This window comes from Oxalobacter paraformigenes (assembly GCF_000158475.2).
GTDB lineage: Bacteria > Pseudomonadota > Gammaproteobacteria > Burkholderiales > Burkholderiaceae_D > Oxalobacter > Oxalobacter paraformigenes.
In genome coordinates this window covers 756,863-774,854 of the sequence record NZ_KI392031.1, presented here as the reverse complement: position 1 = coordinate 774,854, position 17,992 = coordinate 756,863, and the positions used below count along the sequence as shown (strand labels likewise).

General features: G+C 53.9%; 16 protein-coding genes. 1 reads left to right on the top strand and 15 read right to left on the bottom strand.

The window, feature by feature from the left end:
* Positions 1 to 72: 72 nt before the first annotated feature.
* From OFAG_RS13820 to OFAG_RS07205, 15 genes are all read right to left on the bottom strand, one after another.
* The gene (locus tag OFAG_RS13820) at positions 73 to 288 is read right to left on the bottom strand and encodes a hypothetical protein (protein WP_005876980.1); all 216 of its coding nucleotides are present in this window, start codon (positions 286 to 288) and stop codon (positions 73 to 75) included.
* Positions 289 to 389: 101 nt separating this feature from the next.
* A complete protein-coding gene (locus OFAG_RS07275) occupies positions 390 to 1,298 on the bottom strand; it encodes a tetratricopeptide repeat protein (protein ID WP_005876981.1) in 909 nt (302 codons plus the stop codon).
* Positions 1,299 to 1,586: 288 nt separating this feature from the next.
* Positions 1,587 to 2,471, bottom strand: coding sequence for a tetratricopeptide repeat protein (locus OFAG_RS07270; RefSeq protein WP_020995057.1), 885 nt, complete (start codon positions 2,469 to 2,471; stop codon positions 1,587 to 1,589).
* A 40-nt stretch (positions 2,472 to 2,511) separates the two neighbouring features.
* Positions 2,512 to 2,943 (bottom strand): hypothetical protein, encoded by a 432-nt coding sequence (locus tag OFAG_RS07265; protein WP_020995056.1) that lies wholly within the window; start codon positions 2,941 to 2,943, stop codon positions 2,512 to 2,514.
* 153 nt (positions 2,944 to 3,096) lie between these two features.
* Entirely contained in the window at positions 3,097 to 4,116 is a 1,020-nt protein-coding gene (locus OFAG_RS07260) for an SEL1-like repeat protein (protein ID WP_005876986.1), read from the bottom strand.
* 8 nt (positions 4,117 to 4,124) lie between these two features.
* Positions 4,125 to 5,090, bottom strand: coding sequence for a tetratricopeptide repeat protein (locus OFAG_RS07255; RefSeq protein ID WP_005876987.1), 966 nt, complete (start codon positions 5,088 to 5,090; stop codon positions 4,125 to 4,127).
* A 218-nt stretch (positions 5,091 to 5,308) separates the two neighbouring features.
* Positions 5,309 to 6,217: a tetratricopeptide repeat protein gene (locus tag OFAG_RS07250; protein WP_005876988.1), complete on the bottom strand. Its 909-nt coding sequence runs from the start codon at positions 6,215 to 6,217 to the stop codon at positions 5,309 to 5,311.
* 42 nt (positions 6,218 to 6,259) lie between these two features.
* Positions 6,260 to 7,921, bottom strand: a complete 1,662-nt coding sequence (locus OFAG_RS07245) for a hypothetical protein (RefSeq protein WP_005876989.1) — start codon at positions 7,919 to 7,921, stop codon at positions 6,260 to 6,262.
* A 59-nt stretch (positions 7,922 to 7,980) separates the two neighbouring features.
* On the bottom strand, positions 7,981 to 9,453 hold the full coding sequence (locus OFAG_RS07240; RefSeq protein ID WP_231371680.1) for a terminase family protein: 1,473 nt from the start codon (positions 9,451 to 9,453) through the stop codon (positions 7,981 to 7,983).
* Positions 9,454 to 9,563: 110 nt separating this feature from the next.
* Complete coding sequence (locus OFAG_RS07235; RefSeq protein WP_020995054.1) at positions 9,564 to 10,118, bottom strand: hypothetical protein; 555 nt, start codon at positions 10,116 to 10,118, stop codon at positions 9,564 to 9,566.
* A 141-nt stretch (positions 10,119 to 10,259) separates the two neighbouring features.
* A complete protein-coding gene (locus tag OFAG_RS07230; protein WP_005876994.1) occupies positions 10,260 to 10,904 on the bottom strand; it encodes a terminase small subunit in 645 nt (214 codons plus the stop codon).
* The gene (locus OFAG_RS07225) at positions 10,877 to 11,458 is read right to left on the bottom strand and encodes a hypothetical protein (protein ID WP_020995053.1); all 582 of its coding nucleotides are present in this window, start codon (positions 11,456 to 11,458) and stop codon (positions 10,877 to 10,879) included. The genes OFAG_RS07230 and OFAG_RS07225 overlap by 28 nt, the downstream gene beginning before the upstream one ends.
* 751 nt (positions 11,459 to 12,209) lie before the next feature.
* Positions 12,210 to 13,358, bottom strand: a complete 1,149-nt coding sequence (locus OFAG_RS07215) for a hypothetical protein (protein WP_005876996.1) — start codon at positions 13,356 to 13,358, stop codon at positions 12,210 to 12,212.
* A gap of 57 nt (positions 13,359 to 13,415) precedes the next feature.
* Positions 13,416 to 15,863, bottom strand: coding sequence for a hypothetical protein (locus OFAG_RS07210; protein ID WP_005876997.1), 2,448 nt, complete (start codon positions 15,861 to 15,863; stop codon positions 13,416 to 13,418).
* Positions 15,864 to 16,254: 391 nt separating this feature from the next.
* Positions 16,255 to 17,037, bottom strand: a complete 783-nt coding sequence (locus tag OFAG_RS07205; RefSeq protein ID WP_005876998.1) for a hypothetical protein — start codon at positions 17,035 to 17,037, stop codon at positions 16,255 to 16,257.
* A 248-nt stretch (positions 17,038 to 17,285) separates the two neighbouring features.
* Here OFAG_RS07205 and OFAG_RS14145 point away from each other — a divergent pair, with 248 nt between their 5' ends.
* Positions 17,286 to 17,723, top strand: coding sequence for a hypothetical protein (locus OFAG_RS14145; protein WP_196806221.1), 438 nt, complete (start codon positions 17,286 to 17,288; stop codon positions 17,721 to 17,723).
* Positions 17,724 to 17,992: the final 269 nt, after the last annotated feature.

The window sequence follows — 17,992 nt, the reverse complement described above, 5'->3', positions numbered from 1 at the left end:
ACCGGGCACAGACCGGTTTTTTCACCGCTCCCTCTTCCGATAGGGCGATAAGGCTTGTCAGGTTGTCCCCATTCACCCGCGTAACCGCCCCAGTCGCCTGCCGCCCTGACCGGAATCGCCGGGGAAAGGCCAGGCCGTTATCCAAGGAAGGCGTATTTCCGCCGTGGCGGGGCTTTCGTTGCCGTCTTTAGCCTGAGGGATCAGGCCAAGCGCCGCCAATACGGTAATGAAGCCTTCCACGACAACGACACCTTGAGGGAAAAGAGCCGGGATTGGGGAAGCCCGCATTTTGGCAGGCCTCGCTTCCCGCCATTTTTTCAGCCCGTTTCGGTCAATAAAAAACCCATCCGAATAATCAGACGGGTTTTTAAACGGATCGGAAAAGAAAATCAGGGAGTGTTTTTCAGCTTGTGCCGCGCCTCGAAGTCGGCAAGCGCTTTTAGCATGGCTTCCTTGCCGCTTTTGGCAGCCAGACGGTAGTAGTGGTGGGCTTTGGTTATATCTTTTTCTACCCCGGTTCCTTCTTCATAGATAACGCCCAGAGACTGTTGCGCCCAGTAATTTCCCTTGTTCGATGCGCTCTCATACCAATAAATTGCTTTTTCAGTATCGGCTGGTTCTTTTAGGAAATTAAACATTCCCAAAGTAAATTCCCCCATATCATCACCCTGCTTTACAGCCTTTTCAGCCCAGTATTTCGCTTTCTCCTTGCTGGTCAGAACGCCTTTTCCTGAGTAATAAAGAAAAGCCAGAACTCCCTGTGCTCTGGGATCTCCCAGCATGGCTGCCTTTTCGTACCATTTCGCTGCTTCCGAAAAGTCCTGGAAGGTTCCTTCTCCTGCAAAGTAACGGTCGCCCAGAAATACGGATAACACCACTATATCTTCGCTATCCATTTGACTTTCATTAACCGTATCCGCTGCTTTTTTGGCCCATTTGAACGCTTCTTTATCATTTCTTTCGAAGCCATCTCCCACCCGATAGCAAATGCCACTCAACAGATAAGCTTCCTGATATCCACCTTCTGCCGCTTTCAGAAAATCTTCGCAAGATTTTCCGTAATTTTTTTCAACGCCTTTTCCTTCCCTTTGCATCAACCCGAGATAATAGAAAGCGGCCGCATTGCGGAAATCGGCCGCTTTCTGCAATAAAGGAAGCGCTTTTTCATATTCTCCCTTTCGATAATATTCGACGCCTTCCTTTTCGCTGATTATCCCGTTTGCCTTTTCTTTTTCGCAGGCGGTTAAAGAAAAAAACAGGACACTTGTTACCAGCAGGGAAAATATCTTTTTCAACATGTGACCGTACAGAAATCAGGAGGCTTTTATTCTATCATGCCGTTATGGCCGGTTATGAGCTGAATCGGATTGAGGGTTTTCGGTGCCGTTCATCCAGGCATCGGTGACTTTGTCGAAAACATAGTCTTGCATATTTTTTAACATTTCGCCTTCCCCCCACTACACCCGGTTTTGTCCGATCTCCCCCTGCGGCTTGTCCATCCATTCGGCCACGTCTTGACGGGCAGGTAACCCGGGTTGGGGAAGCCGTGTCTGGTACGCCTCGCTTCCCCTGGTTTTGGCACAAGGCTAAGGTGTTCCTTTCAAGTTGTGCCTTTTTTCAAAATTTGACAGTTCTTCAACAAGATAGCTGCGTCCGCTTGTTGCCGCTAATTTGTAGTAATGATGGGCTTTGGCCAAATCCTGTTCAATACCGACGCCTTTTTCATAGATCACGCCCAATTCGTATTGCGCCCCTTCATGATTTTTTTCAGCCGCTTTTTCATACCAGTAAACGGCTTCCTTGATAGCCGGAGGATCGTTAAACTGGTTAAGCATTCCTAACGCAAACTCACCTATTTCATTATCCTGAGCCGCCGCTTTTTCGGCCCAGTATTTGGATTTTTCCTTGCTCATCAGGACGCCCTGACCTGAGTAATAAAAGAAAGCCATTGTCGCTTGCGCTCTTTCATCACCCAGTTCCGCCGCCTGTTCAAACCATTTCGCCGCTTCGGAAAAATCCTGCAAGGTTCCTTTTCCGGTTAGATAAAAATCTCCTATGAATAGCATTAAATGTTTTTTATCATCATTGCTAAGTTGAATTTCGTTAAGTTCGTCTCCTGCTTTCTTTGCCCATTTAAAAGCTTCTGAATCGTTTTTTTCAATTCCTTCGCCGACATAATAACATAACCCTACTTTGAAAAAAGCTTCTTTGTATCCTCCTTCGGAAGCTTTCTTGTAATTTCTGCAGGACGTAGAGATGTCTTTATCTCTGTATATCTCACCCAGATAAAAATATGCTTTAGCATTTCCTGAATTAGCCGATTTTTCTAATAAAGGTAACGCTTTTTCATATTCTCCCTTTTTATAATAATCCATCCCTTCTTTTTCACTGGAAATACTTGATTTTTTTTCACAAGAAACTAAAAAAGAGAGAAAAAATAGAATCAAAAAATAAAATATTTTGTTTTTCATATTCAAAAACTAAAAATTGATTTTGATATTATACAATATATTATTTTTTACTTTTTTCTTCTTTTTTCAAATAATTTGATACTCCATCGAATCCCATGTTTATAAGGGTATCCTGCCAGATCAAAGTTCCCGCTCCCTCTTCTCCCGTTCTCGTCATCCCGGCCACCCTCGAAGCGGCATAAGCCCGTAACGCCCCGGCCAGGGCACTCCTTTTCGCCTGCTTCTCCCCTAACGTATGCCCGATGATGAACCGGGCACGGGTGTCGGTAATGCCCTGCCTTCTCAGCTCACGGTACACCCGGTTTTGTCCGATCTCCCCCTGCGGCTTGTCCATCCATTCGGCTACCGTCCTGTCGTACCCGCTGCTGTAGTCGCTGACGGCGCTGATCGCCATGCTGACGGCGGTCGCGCTTCCCAGCCCGGCCTGACGGGTCAGGTAAAGCATCACCAGGGTGGTGATGAGGTCTTCCATGACGGTGCCCACGGCCTTGACGGGAAGATAGCCGGGTTGGGTGAGGCTCGCGCTTTGGTAGGCCTCGCTTCTCGCCGCTTTTTCAGCTTGCTTCGGTCAATAAAAAACCCGTCTGATCATTCAGACGGGTTTTAAACGGATTGGAAATGAAAATTATGGCCTGTTTTCCAGCTTGTTTTTCGCTTCAAAGTCAGCCAATGCCTTGATCGTATAATCTTTTCCGCTTTGCGCAGCCAGACGGTAGTAATGATGGGCTTTGGTTGAATCTTGTCTGACACCATTGCCTTGTTCATAAAGCACAGCTAATGCGTGTAAAGCAGCCTCATTATTCTTTTCTGCTGCTTTTTTATACCATGCAACAGCCTGTTTCATATCTGGTATATCCCGATAATGACAGAGCATTCCAAGAATGAATTCTCCCACATCGTTACCTTGAGCCGCCGCTTTTTCGGCCCAGTATTTCGCTTTTTCCTTGTGCATCAGGACGCCTTGACCTGAGTAGTACTGTACTGCCAATACCGATTGAGCATGCGAATCGCCAAGTATGGCCGCTTTTTCAAACCATTTTGCCGCTTCGCTGGTGTCTCTCAAGGTTCCTAATCCACTGTAATACATTATCCCTATTTTGGTATACAGTTCTTTGTCGTCTTTTCGGGTTTCTTGTGCCTTTTTAAACCATTTCAGCGCTTCGGCATGGTTTTTCGGGATGGGCTCTCCTTCCAGATAATATCCGGCCACGGTTTTTTGTGCGGCTGCATTACCGTTTTCTGCCGCTTTCAGATACCATTTGAACGCTTCTTTGCGATCGGATTTTAGACCCAGTTTTCCATGACGGAATGCTTCAGCCAGTTTGTATTCCGCCAAGGCATGGTTCTTTTCAGCCGATTGACGATACCAATACAAAGCCTTTTCATTGTCCTGTTTTACCGATTTTCCTTCCTCGTATATTTCTGCCAGATAATACTGCGCTTGAGCATCTCCTTTTTCGGCTTCGTTTTTTAACAATGGAAAAGCTTTTTTAACCTGACCGTCCAAATAAAGCTGAACGCTTTCTTTTTTATCCGTTGCTACCTTTTCCTCTTTATGACACGCTGAAAGAACAAAAAGCATGCATAAAAAGGATAACAGGAAACAAGATCTCTTCTTTATTTTTGAAAAATTAAAAATTTTCAACCTTCATTTTAAAGTTCTTCTATTTTTTCTTTTGCTGAATAAAAACCTTCATCAAGTGCACGCTTGTAATATTTTAACGCAAGTGATCTGTTTCTCTCTACTCCATCCCCATTTCTATAATGTTCAGCAAGAAAATAATATGCTGCCCCATTATTTTTTTTTGCAGATTTTTCATAATATCTTAGGGCTTTTTCTACGTTCCGATCGGTGTTTCCGGAAAAATCATAGATCATGCCAAGCAATAATTCTCCCTGATCGTTTTCCTTTTCAGCACTTTTTTCGGCCCAATATCTTGCTTTATTCAAGTCTTTTGTAACTCCTTGCCCAGAATAATATTGCAAGCCCAATACGGCCTGTGCATCCGGATCACCTAATTCTGCAGCTTTTTTATACCACTTTGCTGCTTCAGCCGTATCTTTTAAACCTTTTCCGTCTGTATAATATATCGATCCAATATAATAAAATATCTCCTTGTCCTGTTTATTCTTATTTTGAACAGATTTTTTCAACCATTTTAAAGCTTTTACATTGTCACGACCAACTTCTTTCCCAACAAAATAGTAAATACCTGTTTTTTTTTGTGCCTCAGTGTTGCCATTTTCAGCGGCTTTGAGATACCATCTAAACGCTTCTTTCGGATCAGCTTTTAATCCCATTTTTCCATGATAGTATGCTTGCCCAAGCTCGTACTGAGCCAACGCATCATTATTTTCAGAAGCTTTTTTATACCAATGCAACGCTTTTCTGTCATCGGGTTTTACACCCAATCCTTCTTCATACATTTTTGCAAGGCAATACTGGGATTGTCCATTTCCATCTTCCGCTTCTTTTTTTAATAAAGAAAAGGCTCGTTCGTATTGCTTGTCTTTATAAAAATGTATTCCATCACTTGTATTTGGTTGGCATCCAGAAATAAAAATAAAGGCCAAAATAAAAAAACCACATTTTTTTATAAAAGAAGGATCGATTCTCATTTTTTTTGAAAAGTTAATTTTGATTATTATGGCTTATTTTCTTCTTCATTTAAAGAATGCATTCCTCTTTCCAGTATTTTCCCAACAATTTTATCTGAAAAATAATTCTGAACTTCCTTGGTAAATGCCCCTTCCTCCCCGGTGCGAGTCATCCCGGCCACCCTCGAAGCGGCATAAGCCCGTTCGGTCAGACGGGCTTTGAAATGGGAAAACCGGGATTAATCTTTTTTGTTCAGCTTGTGCCGTGCCTCGAAGTCGATAAGCTCCTGAACAATATAGTCTCTTCCGCTTTGCGCGGCCAGCTGATAGTAATGATGGGCTTTGGCAAGGTCCTGTTTGACTGCCAGCCCTTTTTCATAGATCACGCCCAGTTGGTAATAAGCCACTTTATTGTCTTGTCCGGCCGCTTTTCTGTACCAGTGCATGGCTTCTTTCATATCGGGGTTTTCCCGGTATTGGCTGAGCATTCCCAAAATAACCTCACCATACGGCGAACCTTGTGCCGCTGCCCTTTCCGCCCAGTATCGGGATTTTTCCCTGTTCATCAGTACGCCTCTGCCTGAATAGGTAAAGAACGCCATCATGCTTTGCCCTGTTGCATCTCCCATTTCGGCCGCTTTTTTATACCACTTCGCCGCTTCGGAAAAATCCTGCAAGGTACCTTTTCCATTGGCATACATGCCTCCCATCAGTAAAGCCAGAAAGAGTCTGTCCTTGTCGTCCATCCGGATTTCATCGGCTGTATCGGCTGCTTTTTTCCCCCATTCGAACGCACTCTTGAAATCCTGTTCAACTCCTGTTCCGGTAAGATAGCAACCGGCACTTTTCAGGTAAGCTTTGGGATATCCGCTTTCAGCTGATTTGACAAAACAGTTACAAGCATTTTTACCAGATTCTTCCTTGCCCTTGCTTTTCAAGTGGATTAAACCAAGATAATAATAGGCGGCTGCATTTCCTGAATCAGCCGACCTTCGTAGTAAAGGAGACGCTTTTTTATATTCCCCTTTTCGATAATATTCCATCCCTTCTTTTTCACTGACAATCTCTTTTGCTTGTTCTTTTTCACAGGCTGTTAAAAAGAATAACAGACTACCGGTTAAAATGAGAAAGAATATTTTTTTAGCCATACTGGTTTCGAAAGAAGTGGGTATTTCTTTTATTGTTGCATTCTATTGTTTCTTATTATCCTTATCAAGAACGTTCTTCTTGAACATGTCCATTCCCTGATTAATACCCCAGTTAGCGCTTTCATCCTGAACAAACTTCAACATTTCGCCTTCCTTCCCGGTGCGAGTCATCCCGGCCACCCTCGAAGCGGCATAAGCCCGCAACGCCCCGGCCAGGGCACTCCTTTTCGCCTGCTTCTCCCCTAACGTATGCCCGATGATGAACCGGGCACGGGTGTCGGTAATGCCCTGCCTTCTCAGCTCACGGTACACCCGGTTTTGTCCGATCTCCCCCTGCGGCTTGTCCATCCATTCGGCTACCGTCCTGTCGTACCCGCCGCTGTAGTCGCTGACGGCGCTGATCGCCATGCTGACGGCGGTCGCGCTTCCCAGCCCGGCCTGACGGGTCAGGTAAAGCATCACCAGGGTGGTGATGAGGTCTTCCATGACGGTGCCCACGGCCTTGACGGGAAGATAGCCGGGTTGGGTGAGGCTCGCGTTTTGGTAGGCCTCGCTTCTCGCCGCTTTTTCCGCTTCTTTCTTCTCGTGGAGCAAACGTCTGGCCGGATAGCCAAGGTAGGCGCTCAGGTCGTCTTTGTAGGTGATGCCGCTTTGTGGATCGGTATAGACGTCGTTATCCCACATAAAGGTCAGGGGTTTGGTGACCAGATAGCCATAGGTCAGCGCCTTGCTGCCCGCATCGTATCCGCCCGCGATCAGGGAATGGGACAGATCGGTGATGCCTGTGCCATAGCCGCTCCCGGCCAGCCGGTTCAGGTATCTTGCCTCGTCGTCATGGGTGGCTGTGTCGCTCTTTCGTTTGGCATTCATATAGGTTCCCCATGCGCTTTGGGTGCTTTCGCCTTCTGCCGGCATGCCGTAGGCAAGGCGGGTTTCCCTTTCCTGTCCCGACAGCATCGCTCCCGCCTGTTTTCCCCCGGCTTCCAGCGCTTCTTTGAACCGGGCCGCCTGTTCAGGGGTGTCGGGCGACAGGGTGAAGCCTTCGTTTCCCAGACTGTGCTGAAGGCGGACGCTTTCCTGCCGGGTGCGCTCTTGCTGTTGGGGCGAGCCGGACGCGATGAGGCCGGGATGGATTTCAGCGGGCATATGAAAGCCTTCGTTTCCGGCTGCCAGGGCATAGTCGGACGCGTTGTCTTGAGACCGGAAGCGGGAGGAATTTCCCGAAGACGTATCGCTCCCGTACAGGATGGCGTCGGCGGTGCGGGGATCGGTAACGGAGGAAGTGTCCGAAGCGGCAGAAACCGGTTTGAAAGCCGCGTTATCCCTTCCGAAAGAGGATGCCGGGGGAGAAGACGTTTCCGCTCGCCTTATGGCGGAAGACGTCGCGCTGTTTGAAACAGCAGGCGTGGTTTTATCGGAAAAGGTATGAGGGCCGATCTTGGAAGAGAGGCCGGGCGAAGCCTGCCGGGCCGGCTCGGGCGAAAGGTTCCGCTTGCCCGAGCCGAAAGAGCCGGTGGCGGTCTTGAAAGAGGCAAGCGTCGGGCCGGAAGCGGAAGGAGGGTTCATAAAGCGCTGAAGGCCGTGATAGAGCCTGAGCGCGTCCGGCGGGAGCGACCGTTTCGGCGGAGGGATGTCGCTTCCTCCAAATGTCTGCCCGAAGGGGTTCTGGCTGCTGTCAGCGTTCCGGGGGGTGGCTGTTTCCATGAGGGGTTCCTTTCTGTGTTGTTTCGGGTAAACGGTATTTCCCGTTGACCCTTTTGTCTTCATATCCGTATGAAATGCCTGCCGTCGTCGCCGATGTCGGCTTCGTCGTCCAGCCCGTCATTGGCCGGCCGCGGCGTTTCGGGGGAACGGCGGCGTCTCATGACGCCATAGCGTGTGGCGTCCCAGGCATGGTCTTCGGCGGTCGTGTCCACGTCTTCCGGGTTCAGTTCGTCCGGCGGCAGGGATGGCACGGTACGCAGCCAGTGTTTGCACGTCGAAAAGATTTTCAGTTTGCCTTCCGCCAGCAAGCGAATGATTTCCTGCGCGCCGTTGACGCGGGAACCTTTGGCGTTCCACGCCTCCTGCCAACGTATCCCTTCATCCCGGAATATCTGTCCGATGGAACGGTCGGTGCCGTTTTTGGAAAAGATCGACGGGTCGGCCAGATTGATCCGGTAGTCGTAGCCGAAACGTTCATCCCGCTCTTCCATTTTTTTGATTTTCCGGGCGACGTCGGCAGCGTCTTCCCGGCTGCCCTGCCCGGCTTTTTCGCCGGCGCCATACAGTTCGCGCCACAAATAAATGCAGCCGTCCGGGTTCATGGCGAACCAGTAAACGGCATAGGGCGCGGCATATCCCCAGTCCATCGCCTTCCAGACTGTCCAGGATGGCGGAATGGCGAACGGTTCGGTCACGTGTTTTGCCGCGTCCCACACCCCTTCCAGAAACGAACCGACATGGATATCCCAGTCGCCGTTTAACCAGGCCTTTTTCCGGTTGGGGTCAGAAATCGCCTCGAGTGTCGGCAGATAGTCGGGATCGTTTTTCAGGAGATGGTCGTTTTCGTAAATGGACGAATGGATGCGCACGCGGGGCTGCTGTCCGGGTTCATGGATAATGACGCCGGCCGAGACTTCGCCGATCCTGTAGCGCGCCTTGACGGCGGCATGGCCGACGCCGAAGGGGTTGCAGGTGGCCCGGATCATGCGCGGCATGCCCGGATACGACGACCGGCAGGTGGACATCATCGCCTCGAAAAAAGACAGGTTGCGCCAGTTCGTCAGCTCCTCGAATCCAAGCCAGGGATATTCATGGCCGTGGTAATTCCAGTAGTCGTCTTCGGTTGCGCCATAGCGGAAATACAGGATTTCCCCGGTCGGCCATGTCCAGCGGTATTCCGATTCGTTGAATTTCGCGCCCGGAAAGATCGAATAGAACCACCGTTTCGATTTGGCGACGACATCGGCCAGTTGAGGGTAGGTCAGCCGGAAAAGCGCGCCGCGCCAGTGCTCGCCAAACCCGCGTCCGCAATACCGGGCGAACGACATTAAAAGCGCATCCGTTTTGCCCCCGCCCCGCGTGCCTTCCAAAAGCGCCTCGAAGACCGGACAGGTCAGAAAACGCGTCTGGCTGCCCGGCAACGGTTGCCAGATCACCCGAGGGCCCGTTTTCCCGGATTCTTCCGCTTTCTTTCCGGTTCCGCTTTCAACCGGAGTGATCTTTTCCGCACCGGATGAGTCGGTTTCCATCATTGTCTCCTTCGTGAAAAACCGGCCAGGTACGAACGGAGCGGGAAAACGGGGGTTTCCACCGTTTTCCCGCTCCGTTCAGTCCGTAAAAAAAGGGCCAGTTCTGTCCATCCTTACCCTTGTCCGTCTTCCCCGTCGCTGTAATCGACCGCTGTCCTGAACAGATAGGAAGCGGGATCGTCATACGACACGCGGCGGCGACGGCCGCCCGGCACGCCGCCCTGCGCATACAGCATGGCCTGCCGGCTTTCCGGCGATCCGCCGCCGACCAGCCCCATCCGCTCGATCCGTTCCGACAGGCGTGACAGCGGCGTGGAACCGGCCGGAATGTAATGCGTCCTGTCCGGGCCGTACTGTTCCGGCGGCGGCATTTGCATTTCCTGTTCCATCATGCCGCCTTCATGCATCCAGTCGCGGGCGCCGTCCCCCATGTTCTGGCGGGCAGCCCATTCGTGCATGGCCTGCGCCGCCTCCGGGCCCGGCAACTGGCCGCCCTGACTTCCGGCCAGTTCCATCCGGCGCAGTGGGGAAGAATCGGCGGCTGCCCGGTAATCGTTCGCCCGTCTGGCCGCGATCTCCTGCAAGCGGGCAATCAGCGGCTGATAAACATCCCCGCCCCGATAAGCGTCGTTTGAACCGTAAATATCGTTTAAATTCATCGTCAACATCCTTTCATTTCCTGTGATCTCCCAACGGAGAATTTCCCCGATGCCGTGCCGGTTCATCCGGCGTGCATCGGCCGTTTCCGCACCCTGCGGAAAGCTTTTCCAATCGCGGCCGGAAAACCTTTCCGGAACGAGCGCCCGCCGTCAATACGGACTGCCCGTCCCCGCGCCCTTCCCGTCCTGTTTTCCGGCCGTTTTCCGAACGGACGCCGGATCGTTTCCGATCCACTCTTCCTCCGACATGACAGACGGCACCAGCAAAACGCCTGATTGCAGTGTCTGGCCGTTGGATGTCATGTCCATCCTGTCGGCAAACAATCGCATGTGCTTGCCCAGCATTTCCAGCGCCCGGTTGGCCGAAGCGGGCTCGAACATCATGCCCTCCACTTCCACCGGCTCGGCCGTGCCTTCCCGCGCGTTTTTCACAATCGTCATGATCTTCACCGGCTTGCGTCCCATGCAGATATCCCGCAGTTCGCGCAAATCCGCGATCACCTCGTCAGCCGTCAGCTCCGTTCTGGCCTGCCGCCTTTCCATCGCGTCGGAAACCGCCCTTTTCACTTCCTCTTTCGCCAGCAACCGGCAAGCATGCTGGCGTGCGCCTAAAGGCGCGTATCCTGCCCTAATCGCCGCCTGCGTCGCATTCAGATCAATAAGATATTCATCAATGAAACGGCGTTGCCGCGCCGTCAGTTCGCCGCCATCCGGTTCCATCCCCCTTATCCCCGGCGCTTCCGGCTGCGCTTCCCCCACGCCCGGCTTCAGTTTTTTTCCCTCTTCCCTCGCCAACGGTTTTCCTCCTTTCCCGACGCCCGATCCCGGCAACCCCGGGTGGCCTCCCTGATTTTTTCCCTGCCGGGACTTTCCATTCCCCCGGACTTGCCGCAACACGATGTGGCCGTTTGGGCCGGTCTTTTCCGGCCTTGCGCAAAACGCGCCATAATCCGGTCGTCATACAGCCCCAGCCCGCCGAAACCGTCCAGTCCGGCAATCAGATGGACCGCACACGCCATGCCCAGCCCGTTTTTCAGGATTTCCCACAGCGCGTCGCCCCGGATGCAGCCTTTTTTTGCCTGCATTTCCTTTTCAAGCGTTTCTGCCAGCAAGCCGCTTTTTTCACCCGCCACATCCTCCCGAAGCACCCTAATCAACGGTTCCAGAACAGCCTTCCCGTAAAACCGGTTCATCAAAAACAGATCTTCAGGCCATTCCGGATCAACCGGCCGCTCCCCGGCTTTTCCCGCTGCGTCAAACGGGCTGTTCCGTGTCGCAAAGCGCCGCGACATCGTCCGGCCGCTGTCGGCTCGCGACGTCGCTATGGCACGGCTGCACGTTTTCTTCATTCTTTTCTCCTTCACGGGTTTTTCTTTCATTCCCCCGGCCTTTCAGCCGCCTTGTCGATATGTCACGCCAAAGCGGGCCATTGACCGGCCGCCGGACAAACCGGAAAAAGCACCCGATTGCGCTTTCCCGTTTTCGCCCGTCTCCGGCCATACCTGTGTCCACCTGTTTATTTATACTCCCGTTTCAGACCGTTTCCGGACATTTATGGCACTTTTATGTCGTCCCGCAAGATTTCCGGCCCGCAAACGGTTCCCGCATGAAAACGGCGTTTGCCGTCGGTACTGCCCGGGGCGCCCTCCGGAAACGGACGGTTTTGAAAAAAGCAGGCGGAAAACCGCGTCCCGGCTGCCGGGACACATTGGGCCTTTTCAGGCGGCAAGGCACACGCCGTTCAGATGAAAAAGGCTCCGCAAAAGAAGGGAGCCCCGACAGGAAAACCGGAAAGCAGGACAGCAAACCCGCCCCGCCAAAACGGACAGGCAAAAAGAGCCGCGGCCGTTTCCGCGCCCCTCCCCGGCAGGAGAGGACGCCGGCTTTCCGGAACCAAAAGAGAAGGCGCAACAGAAAAAAGGGCCTTATACCCGGGCCAGTCCTTCCCCGATCCCGTTTTGCACAAGCGGCCGCCTGTTTTCCACACGCCTCCGGCAGGGAAAAAGCGTCCTTGCCGGGGGTATGTCGCCTCTCTTTTCAGGCAGGCCTCAGGCCGTTTCCGATGGCGGAAAACGGGCCGCCGGCAAGCGCCCCGGCCGTTTACAGCCCCATTTCGTCGATACGCCTCAATATCCGTTCAGTGTGCGACATGCCCGGGCGGTCCGCTACCGGTCCTGACGCGACCGGACTGCTCCGCAAGGGTTGCGCCGTCACGGCCGGTCTGGGCGCGGGAACCGCCAGATTCTCGTAAAGGTATTTGATATGGCTGGCCCACATTGACTGGGGCACGTTGGCGATAAAACTGTCCGCCCAGCCCGGAGACGACATGTAGTCGAACATCTTCAGCATCTTGGCCTGATGATCCGCTTCGCCGGTATAGGGCTGCAAACACATTCCCATCGTTTTCATGAATTCAGCCACATTGGAAACGGCATCCACCGCCATGTACGCCTTTTCATATTCTTCCCGGTTCCGTTCGCGGACGGCGCGTTCGGCCCTTTCCGTTTCCGCCAGACGCAAGGCATGTTCCTTTTTCAGTTCCTTGCGCTCCAGCGCTGTCTTGATTTCGGGCACATCGGCAAAAAGATCGACACCCGGCGCTTCAATGCCCAGACGGCGGCACAGTTCTTCCCGCTGGCGCTCGAGAATGCCCAGCGCTTCCTGAAGGCTTGCCGGATCGCCCTGCGTAACCAGTCTGCCGTAGTTGAGCGTCGCGGCGACATCTTCCATCTCCATGCCGGTTGAGTGGATAATATCTTTAAACACTTTCACGGCCGATTCCGACGCCTCCAGACGCGACTCCGCTTCCCGGCGCGCCGAAATGATCGACTTGATGCGTTCGCGGCCCCGTTCGGACTTGACCGTCCCGAGCAATTCCAGTTCTTCTTCCTCGGCAGAACGCGCCCTGTTTTTGCCGCCGGCAGACGGCTCTTTTTCCGGCAAGGCGTTCAGGCCCGCGCCGTCAGCGGCCGGGTTTGCGGCCGTGTCCGCTTCCGCGCCACTCCCGCTTTCCGAACCATCGTCAGTCAATTCATCCAGCAATTTCTTCACATTCGGGGAATCGGTCGCCCTGGCGTCAGGCCCGGCCCTCCATTCCCTTCCGCCCTCCCCGGCGGCATAATCGCCTTCTTTTCCGGAAGCGTCGCCGTCGCCCTCCGTTTCCATCGCGTTGCCGGGCAGGCTGCCATCCGCCGGTTCCGCCCGCTCATTATCCTGCCAGTTCTGTTCATGCATTTCTTCGTTTTCCATTCAGACTCCCCATTTTAAAAAATCCGGGCGCGGCCATCGCCGGACGCCCCCATCCGCTCAGCTGGCCGGACGATCCGTTTTATCCGTTTTCGTTTCCCGTTTTTTCCGGCGGTTCATGATGTTTTGCATGCGCTCTTTCAAAAGGGCGTTCCGCGGATTTCCGCCGTCGTCCCGCGCCTCTTTCGGCACCCGTTCTTCCAAAAGCGGCGCGATGGCCGCCAGCCGTTTTACACCCGCCTGTTCCGGCAATCCGGCAAGACTTCCCGCGTGCGCCAGAGAAGCTGCGTTTTCCGGCCCGGCCGGCAATGGCCCTCCGGTCGCCTTGCCGGGGTCGCCCGCGGCCATGCCGTCGGGAAGCGCTTCCGGCCCCAGCAGGGCCAAAAGGGCTTCCGGCAGGAATTTCGCCGCTTCAGGCGACAGTTTCACCTGAGCGCCCGACGGTTTTTCCGGACTGTCCGGCAAGCCGGAAACGGACGCCAGCGGCATGCCGCTTCCGCCTCCGGCAAAAACCTCATCGCCTGCGGCCAGTCTGTCGAACACTTCGCCCGGCATGCCGTTCATAGCCTCCGCCCCGGCCCCATCGGCCGCCCCCGGTTCGGGGGGCAAAGACGAAACACCCGCTCCATCCGGTTGCGCGGGAAGTGCCGCACCGCTTTCAGGAGCCGCTTTTTTCTCCAGATTCGGGACAAACGCGTCCAGATCGAGCTTGTCGTCGAAACGCAATACCGTTTCCTTCAGCAGGCTGACAAGCGCGGTCGGGTTGATCCCTTCCAGCTGGAACTGCATGATCTGGCCGATCAGCGGCTGAATGACCGGCAACAGCCGCGTCCAGGCTTCCTGCCTGTCCAGATCGTCCGGAATGCCTGTCGTGCCGGCCCGGATTTTCAGCTGAACCAGTTCGAACACCTCGTCTTTCGACAAGCGGGGCCAGTCGTAAGCCAGTTCGACGACGCCTGGCACCGGCAAGCCGTTGCCGCCTGCCGACACATCCGGCAACAGGCCCGTCTTGTGCGGCCCCATGATTTTTTCGACCTGTTTCACGTCCAGTTCCTGAATCAGGATTTCGGCCGTGTATTGCGCGATTTGCTGGAGAAAATCCTCGACCTGATCCCTGAATTCGGAAATACGGCCGGACAACGACTGTTGCAGGATATTCGCCTCCGTCGCTGTCTTCGGCTTGACGATAGAGGCGCGGGAAGCGTCCTGAAGGCCGGTCACCATTTCCCAGTCGAGCCGCACGGCCGACGTGTCGTAAACCGCCGGATCAATCGGCGGATAGGATTTGGGCATGATGGCTTGCTGGATCGGCTGCCCGTCCGAATCGATCAGGGTGATTTCCCCCAGTTCCGAATCGGAAAAGCGCTTCAGCGTCCGCTCGTTGATTTCGGCGCTGGCGATATAACCCGGCTTGATCAGGTCGCGGTGTTCGTTATAGCGGTCGCGGGCCGTGTTATGCTCGTTTTGCAAGCGCTCCGTCAAATCGACGATCGACGGGCCGATGAACTGGCCATCCACCGTCTGGAAGGGCAACAGGAAAAACGGATACCAGCGCTCGCCGACTTTCGGCGGACTATACGGTTCGCGCAACCAGAAATCACAGCCTTCAGCCATCGTATAAACGCGCTGCGTCTGCTTGTCCCAGATTTCCAGAATGCAGATTTGCGCATCGTCGTCTGCGCCCCCCGTTTGCCCCTCGAAAATCCGTCCCGAACCGGAAACGCCTTCACCCTGATGCCGGTAAACCGTCGCCTTGTCGAGCCGGAGCCGGTACAACCCCTCGGCGACCGCCTTTTTCATCGGAACGGTCTGGATCATCCAGTCCGCCTGTTCGTAATCCCAGAATTCGGCAATGGCCGGATCCACCAGCAGATGTTCCGTCATGACCCGGTCAATCACCAGTCCTTCCGTTTTCACGACTTCGGCCTTTTCTTCAGCCGACGCGGCTGTCTGGCGGATTTCTTCCCGCTTGCTGTCGGCATCGCCCCCCTGCCCGTCTTCCTGCAACTGCATGGCCAGCCCGCGGGCACGCACCAGATTGTCCTGCCTGTCCTGAATGCGCGCCTGAATCAGCGGATCGGACTGGATTTTCCGCTGATACATTACCTTCAGGACGCCGAACGAACAGGTGAGCGCGGCGCGCACCGTCGCCTTGGCCCGCTGCTTCAGATTCGCCTCGTCCAGATAACGGTTCGTCACTGTCTCGATCGTTTTGCAAAGAAGCTTCAAATCGCGTGAAGCGTGCTGGGGCTTGACGGAAATTTCGGGATTGCGGGCATAAATGCCCGGCAAAATCCCCATGATCGTGCTGTGAATCAGATTGGCGCGGTGCAAATAGAACTCCTCGCTGGCCGGATCGCGGCTCCAGTCCAGACCGGAAACGATCTGCCGGTTGTGCCGGATACGCCGGTGAAAAGCGTCCCAGTGCCGCCGCGCTTCCGATACGCGTTTCGACCATTTTCTGGCCAGCGGATCCGTTTCGGGCTGTTCCCTGAATGTGATACGCATTTATTCTCCACAAATGATGATATGAACACCTTCCGTTATACCGCATATTCAGACCCTATCCGGACTTTTATGGCCTATTTTTGGCTTTTTATGGCTTATACCCTAAGACAACAAGGCCTGTTGTGTCGGAAAAGAGACAAAAACCGCCCCTTCATTTGACCATTTAAGGCTTGAACGCGCAAAAGACATCAGGCAAACCGGACAGGGCATCCGGATCCGGCCGAAAAAAAACCGCGCCCAAAGCGCGGTGAAAGAGGAAAGAGCAGAAATACAGCTGAAAATATGGAGCAGGATTCAAGCATAGCGTTTTCCGGAAAAACGGCTTTGAGGGAACGCAAGGGAAGGAAAGATGGCCATGACCTGCTCACCGGCGGCAAAAACCGCCGGCGCTTCAGTCGAAAAACCCGTTTTTGACCGCCGCCTTGTCCAGTTCTTCCACCAGATCGGGACGATGGGCATCGACAGCGCGTTGGCGGGCAGCCAGATAATCCGCTTTCATGTTTTGGGAAGGGCCGCCATCGCGATCTTCACGGTACGTCCTTCCGCGCCGGGATTCGCGCCGCCGGGAAGAAGCCGTTTTTTTGCCGGCGGCCTGCGCCGCCAGTTTCCGGCGGTAGGCGCTGGAGAGGGCGTCGTTGCCCTTCAGGATTTCTCCGGTTTCCTGATTGAGGACGTACCCGCTCTGCCCCACCGCCTTGTACGGAACGTAAGGCTTGCCATACAGGGCGGACATCATCCGGTTCAGCTTTTCGGGATCGTCGATGTGCTGCATCAGCTGTTCGCGCAACTCCTGCTTCTGGAACTCGGACGCGGCCTGGGCAAAACGGCGGATATTCCTGTCTCCGGTCTCCTGATAGGCGCGATAGGCTTTCTTCATATAATCGGGCATATCCGGATTCTTGCGGAGCACTTCCTCGACTTTCTGCTTTCTCAGGCGCGCTTCCCTTGTCGATCCCGGTTTCGCGCCGGCAAACCCCTGCCCGTCCATCACCGGCAACCAGGCTTCAGGCGTATCCTCTCCCCCCGGCGCATACTGGTAGTCCGGCAAGGGCGTATTTTCCAGCACAGGATCGACCAGAGCGGAACCGGAGCGGGCCAAAACGGACGAGACCGGCAGGAGACAGGACAAAACCGCTGCAAAAAGAAGAGACTTCCTGATCGAGGGAGAAATCATGAATACGGAAAGGGGACACGGATGTGACCATTATTTTACACCCTTACCGCTTCTTCTCAAAGCCAAACGGATCGTGCCCCCCGTGAAAAACCCGGCGTTCTGCCCAACCGGCCTTTTCCATTGACGCCGGTTCCCCTCTTTTCCCTTGCCCCCCTGAAAAAGCACGCTTTTCATGCGGGCAGACGGCGTCATTGATCCCCCCTTTACCGGTTGCCGATTCATCCAACAAACAGATAGCGAGATGGCAAATGTGGGCAAAGCCTGGCGAAAGACTGTCACCGTGTTCGTTACGCTTCGTTTTTCGTGTGGAAACGTCCCCAAAGCGCCCTGCCTCGCCGCCAAATGTGGCCGGCGTCCAGTTACCGCCCATTCCTGGCGTGGCGGATGAAAGTGTTTGGCCAGATGCCTATTTTGCCGCGTATTGCGCCGTCTTGCGTATCTGCCGGCGACTCACGAACGCCACACAGCAGTATTATCGCGACATACCGAAATTCGCCGGCCGCCTCAAAGCGGAGGTTGCGGATTTGCAGCAGCACGAAACGCCGAGGAAGGAACCCGGACAGGCGAAAAAAGAAATCCAGACCGGGAATCTGAAAGGGGCGGCAACCACCGCAGCCGCCCACATTGCCGAAAGTGCCGCTTCTCTTTTCGGCAGCGGCAAGGAAGACACTGGAACGCAAGAATGAGGACTTGCAAAACGCATCCCTGAGCTTGAAAAAAGTCCGGCAAAAGGAACGGCAACAAGCCAAACAGACGCAAGAGACAGGGAGCGCATACAGGCAACAGAACCGCAAGCTATCCGAATTCGTGGATGCCATGAAGTAAACGCCAACTCTAACATACCTGCGCAACACGCTGAATTGCGGCGATGGGCTTATTAAAAAACGGTACCCATTCAAGGATGTTACCATTAAAGGCAAACGCCATTCGCCCGGGTTCAGACAGCACTTCAAAG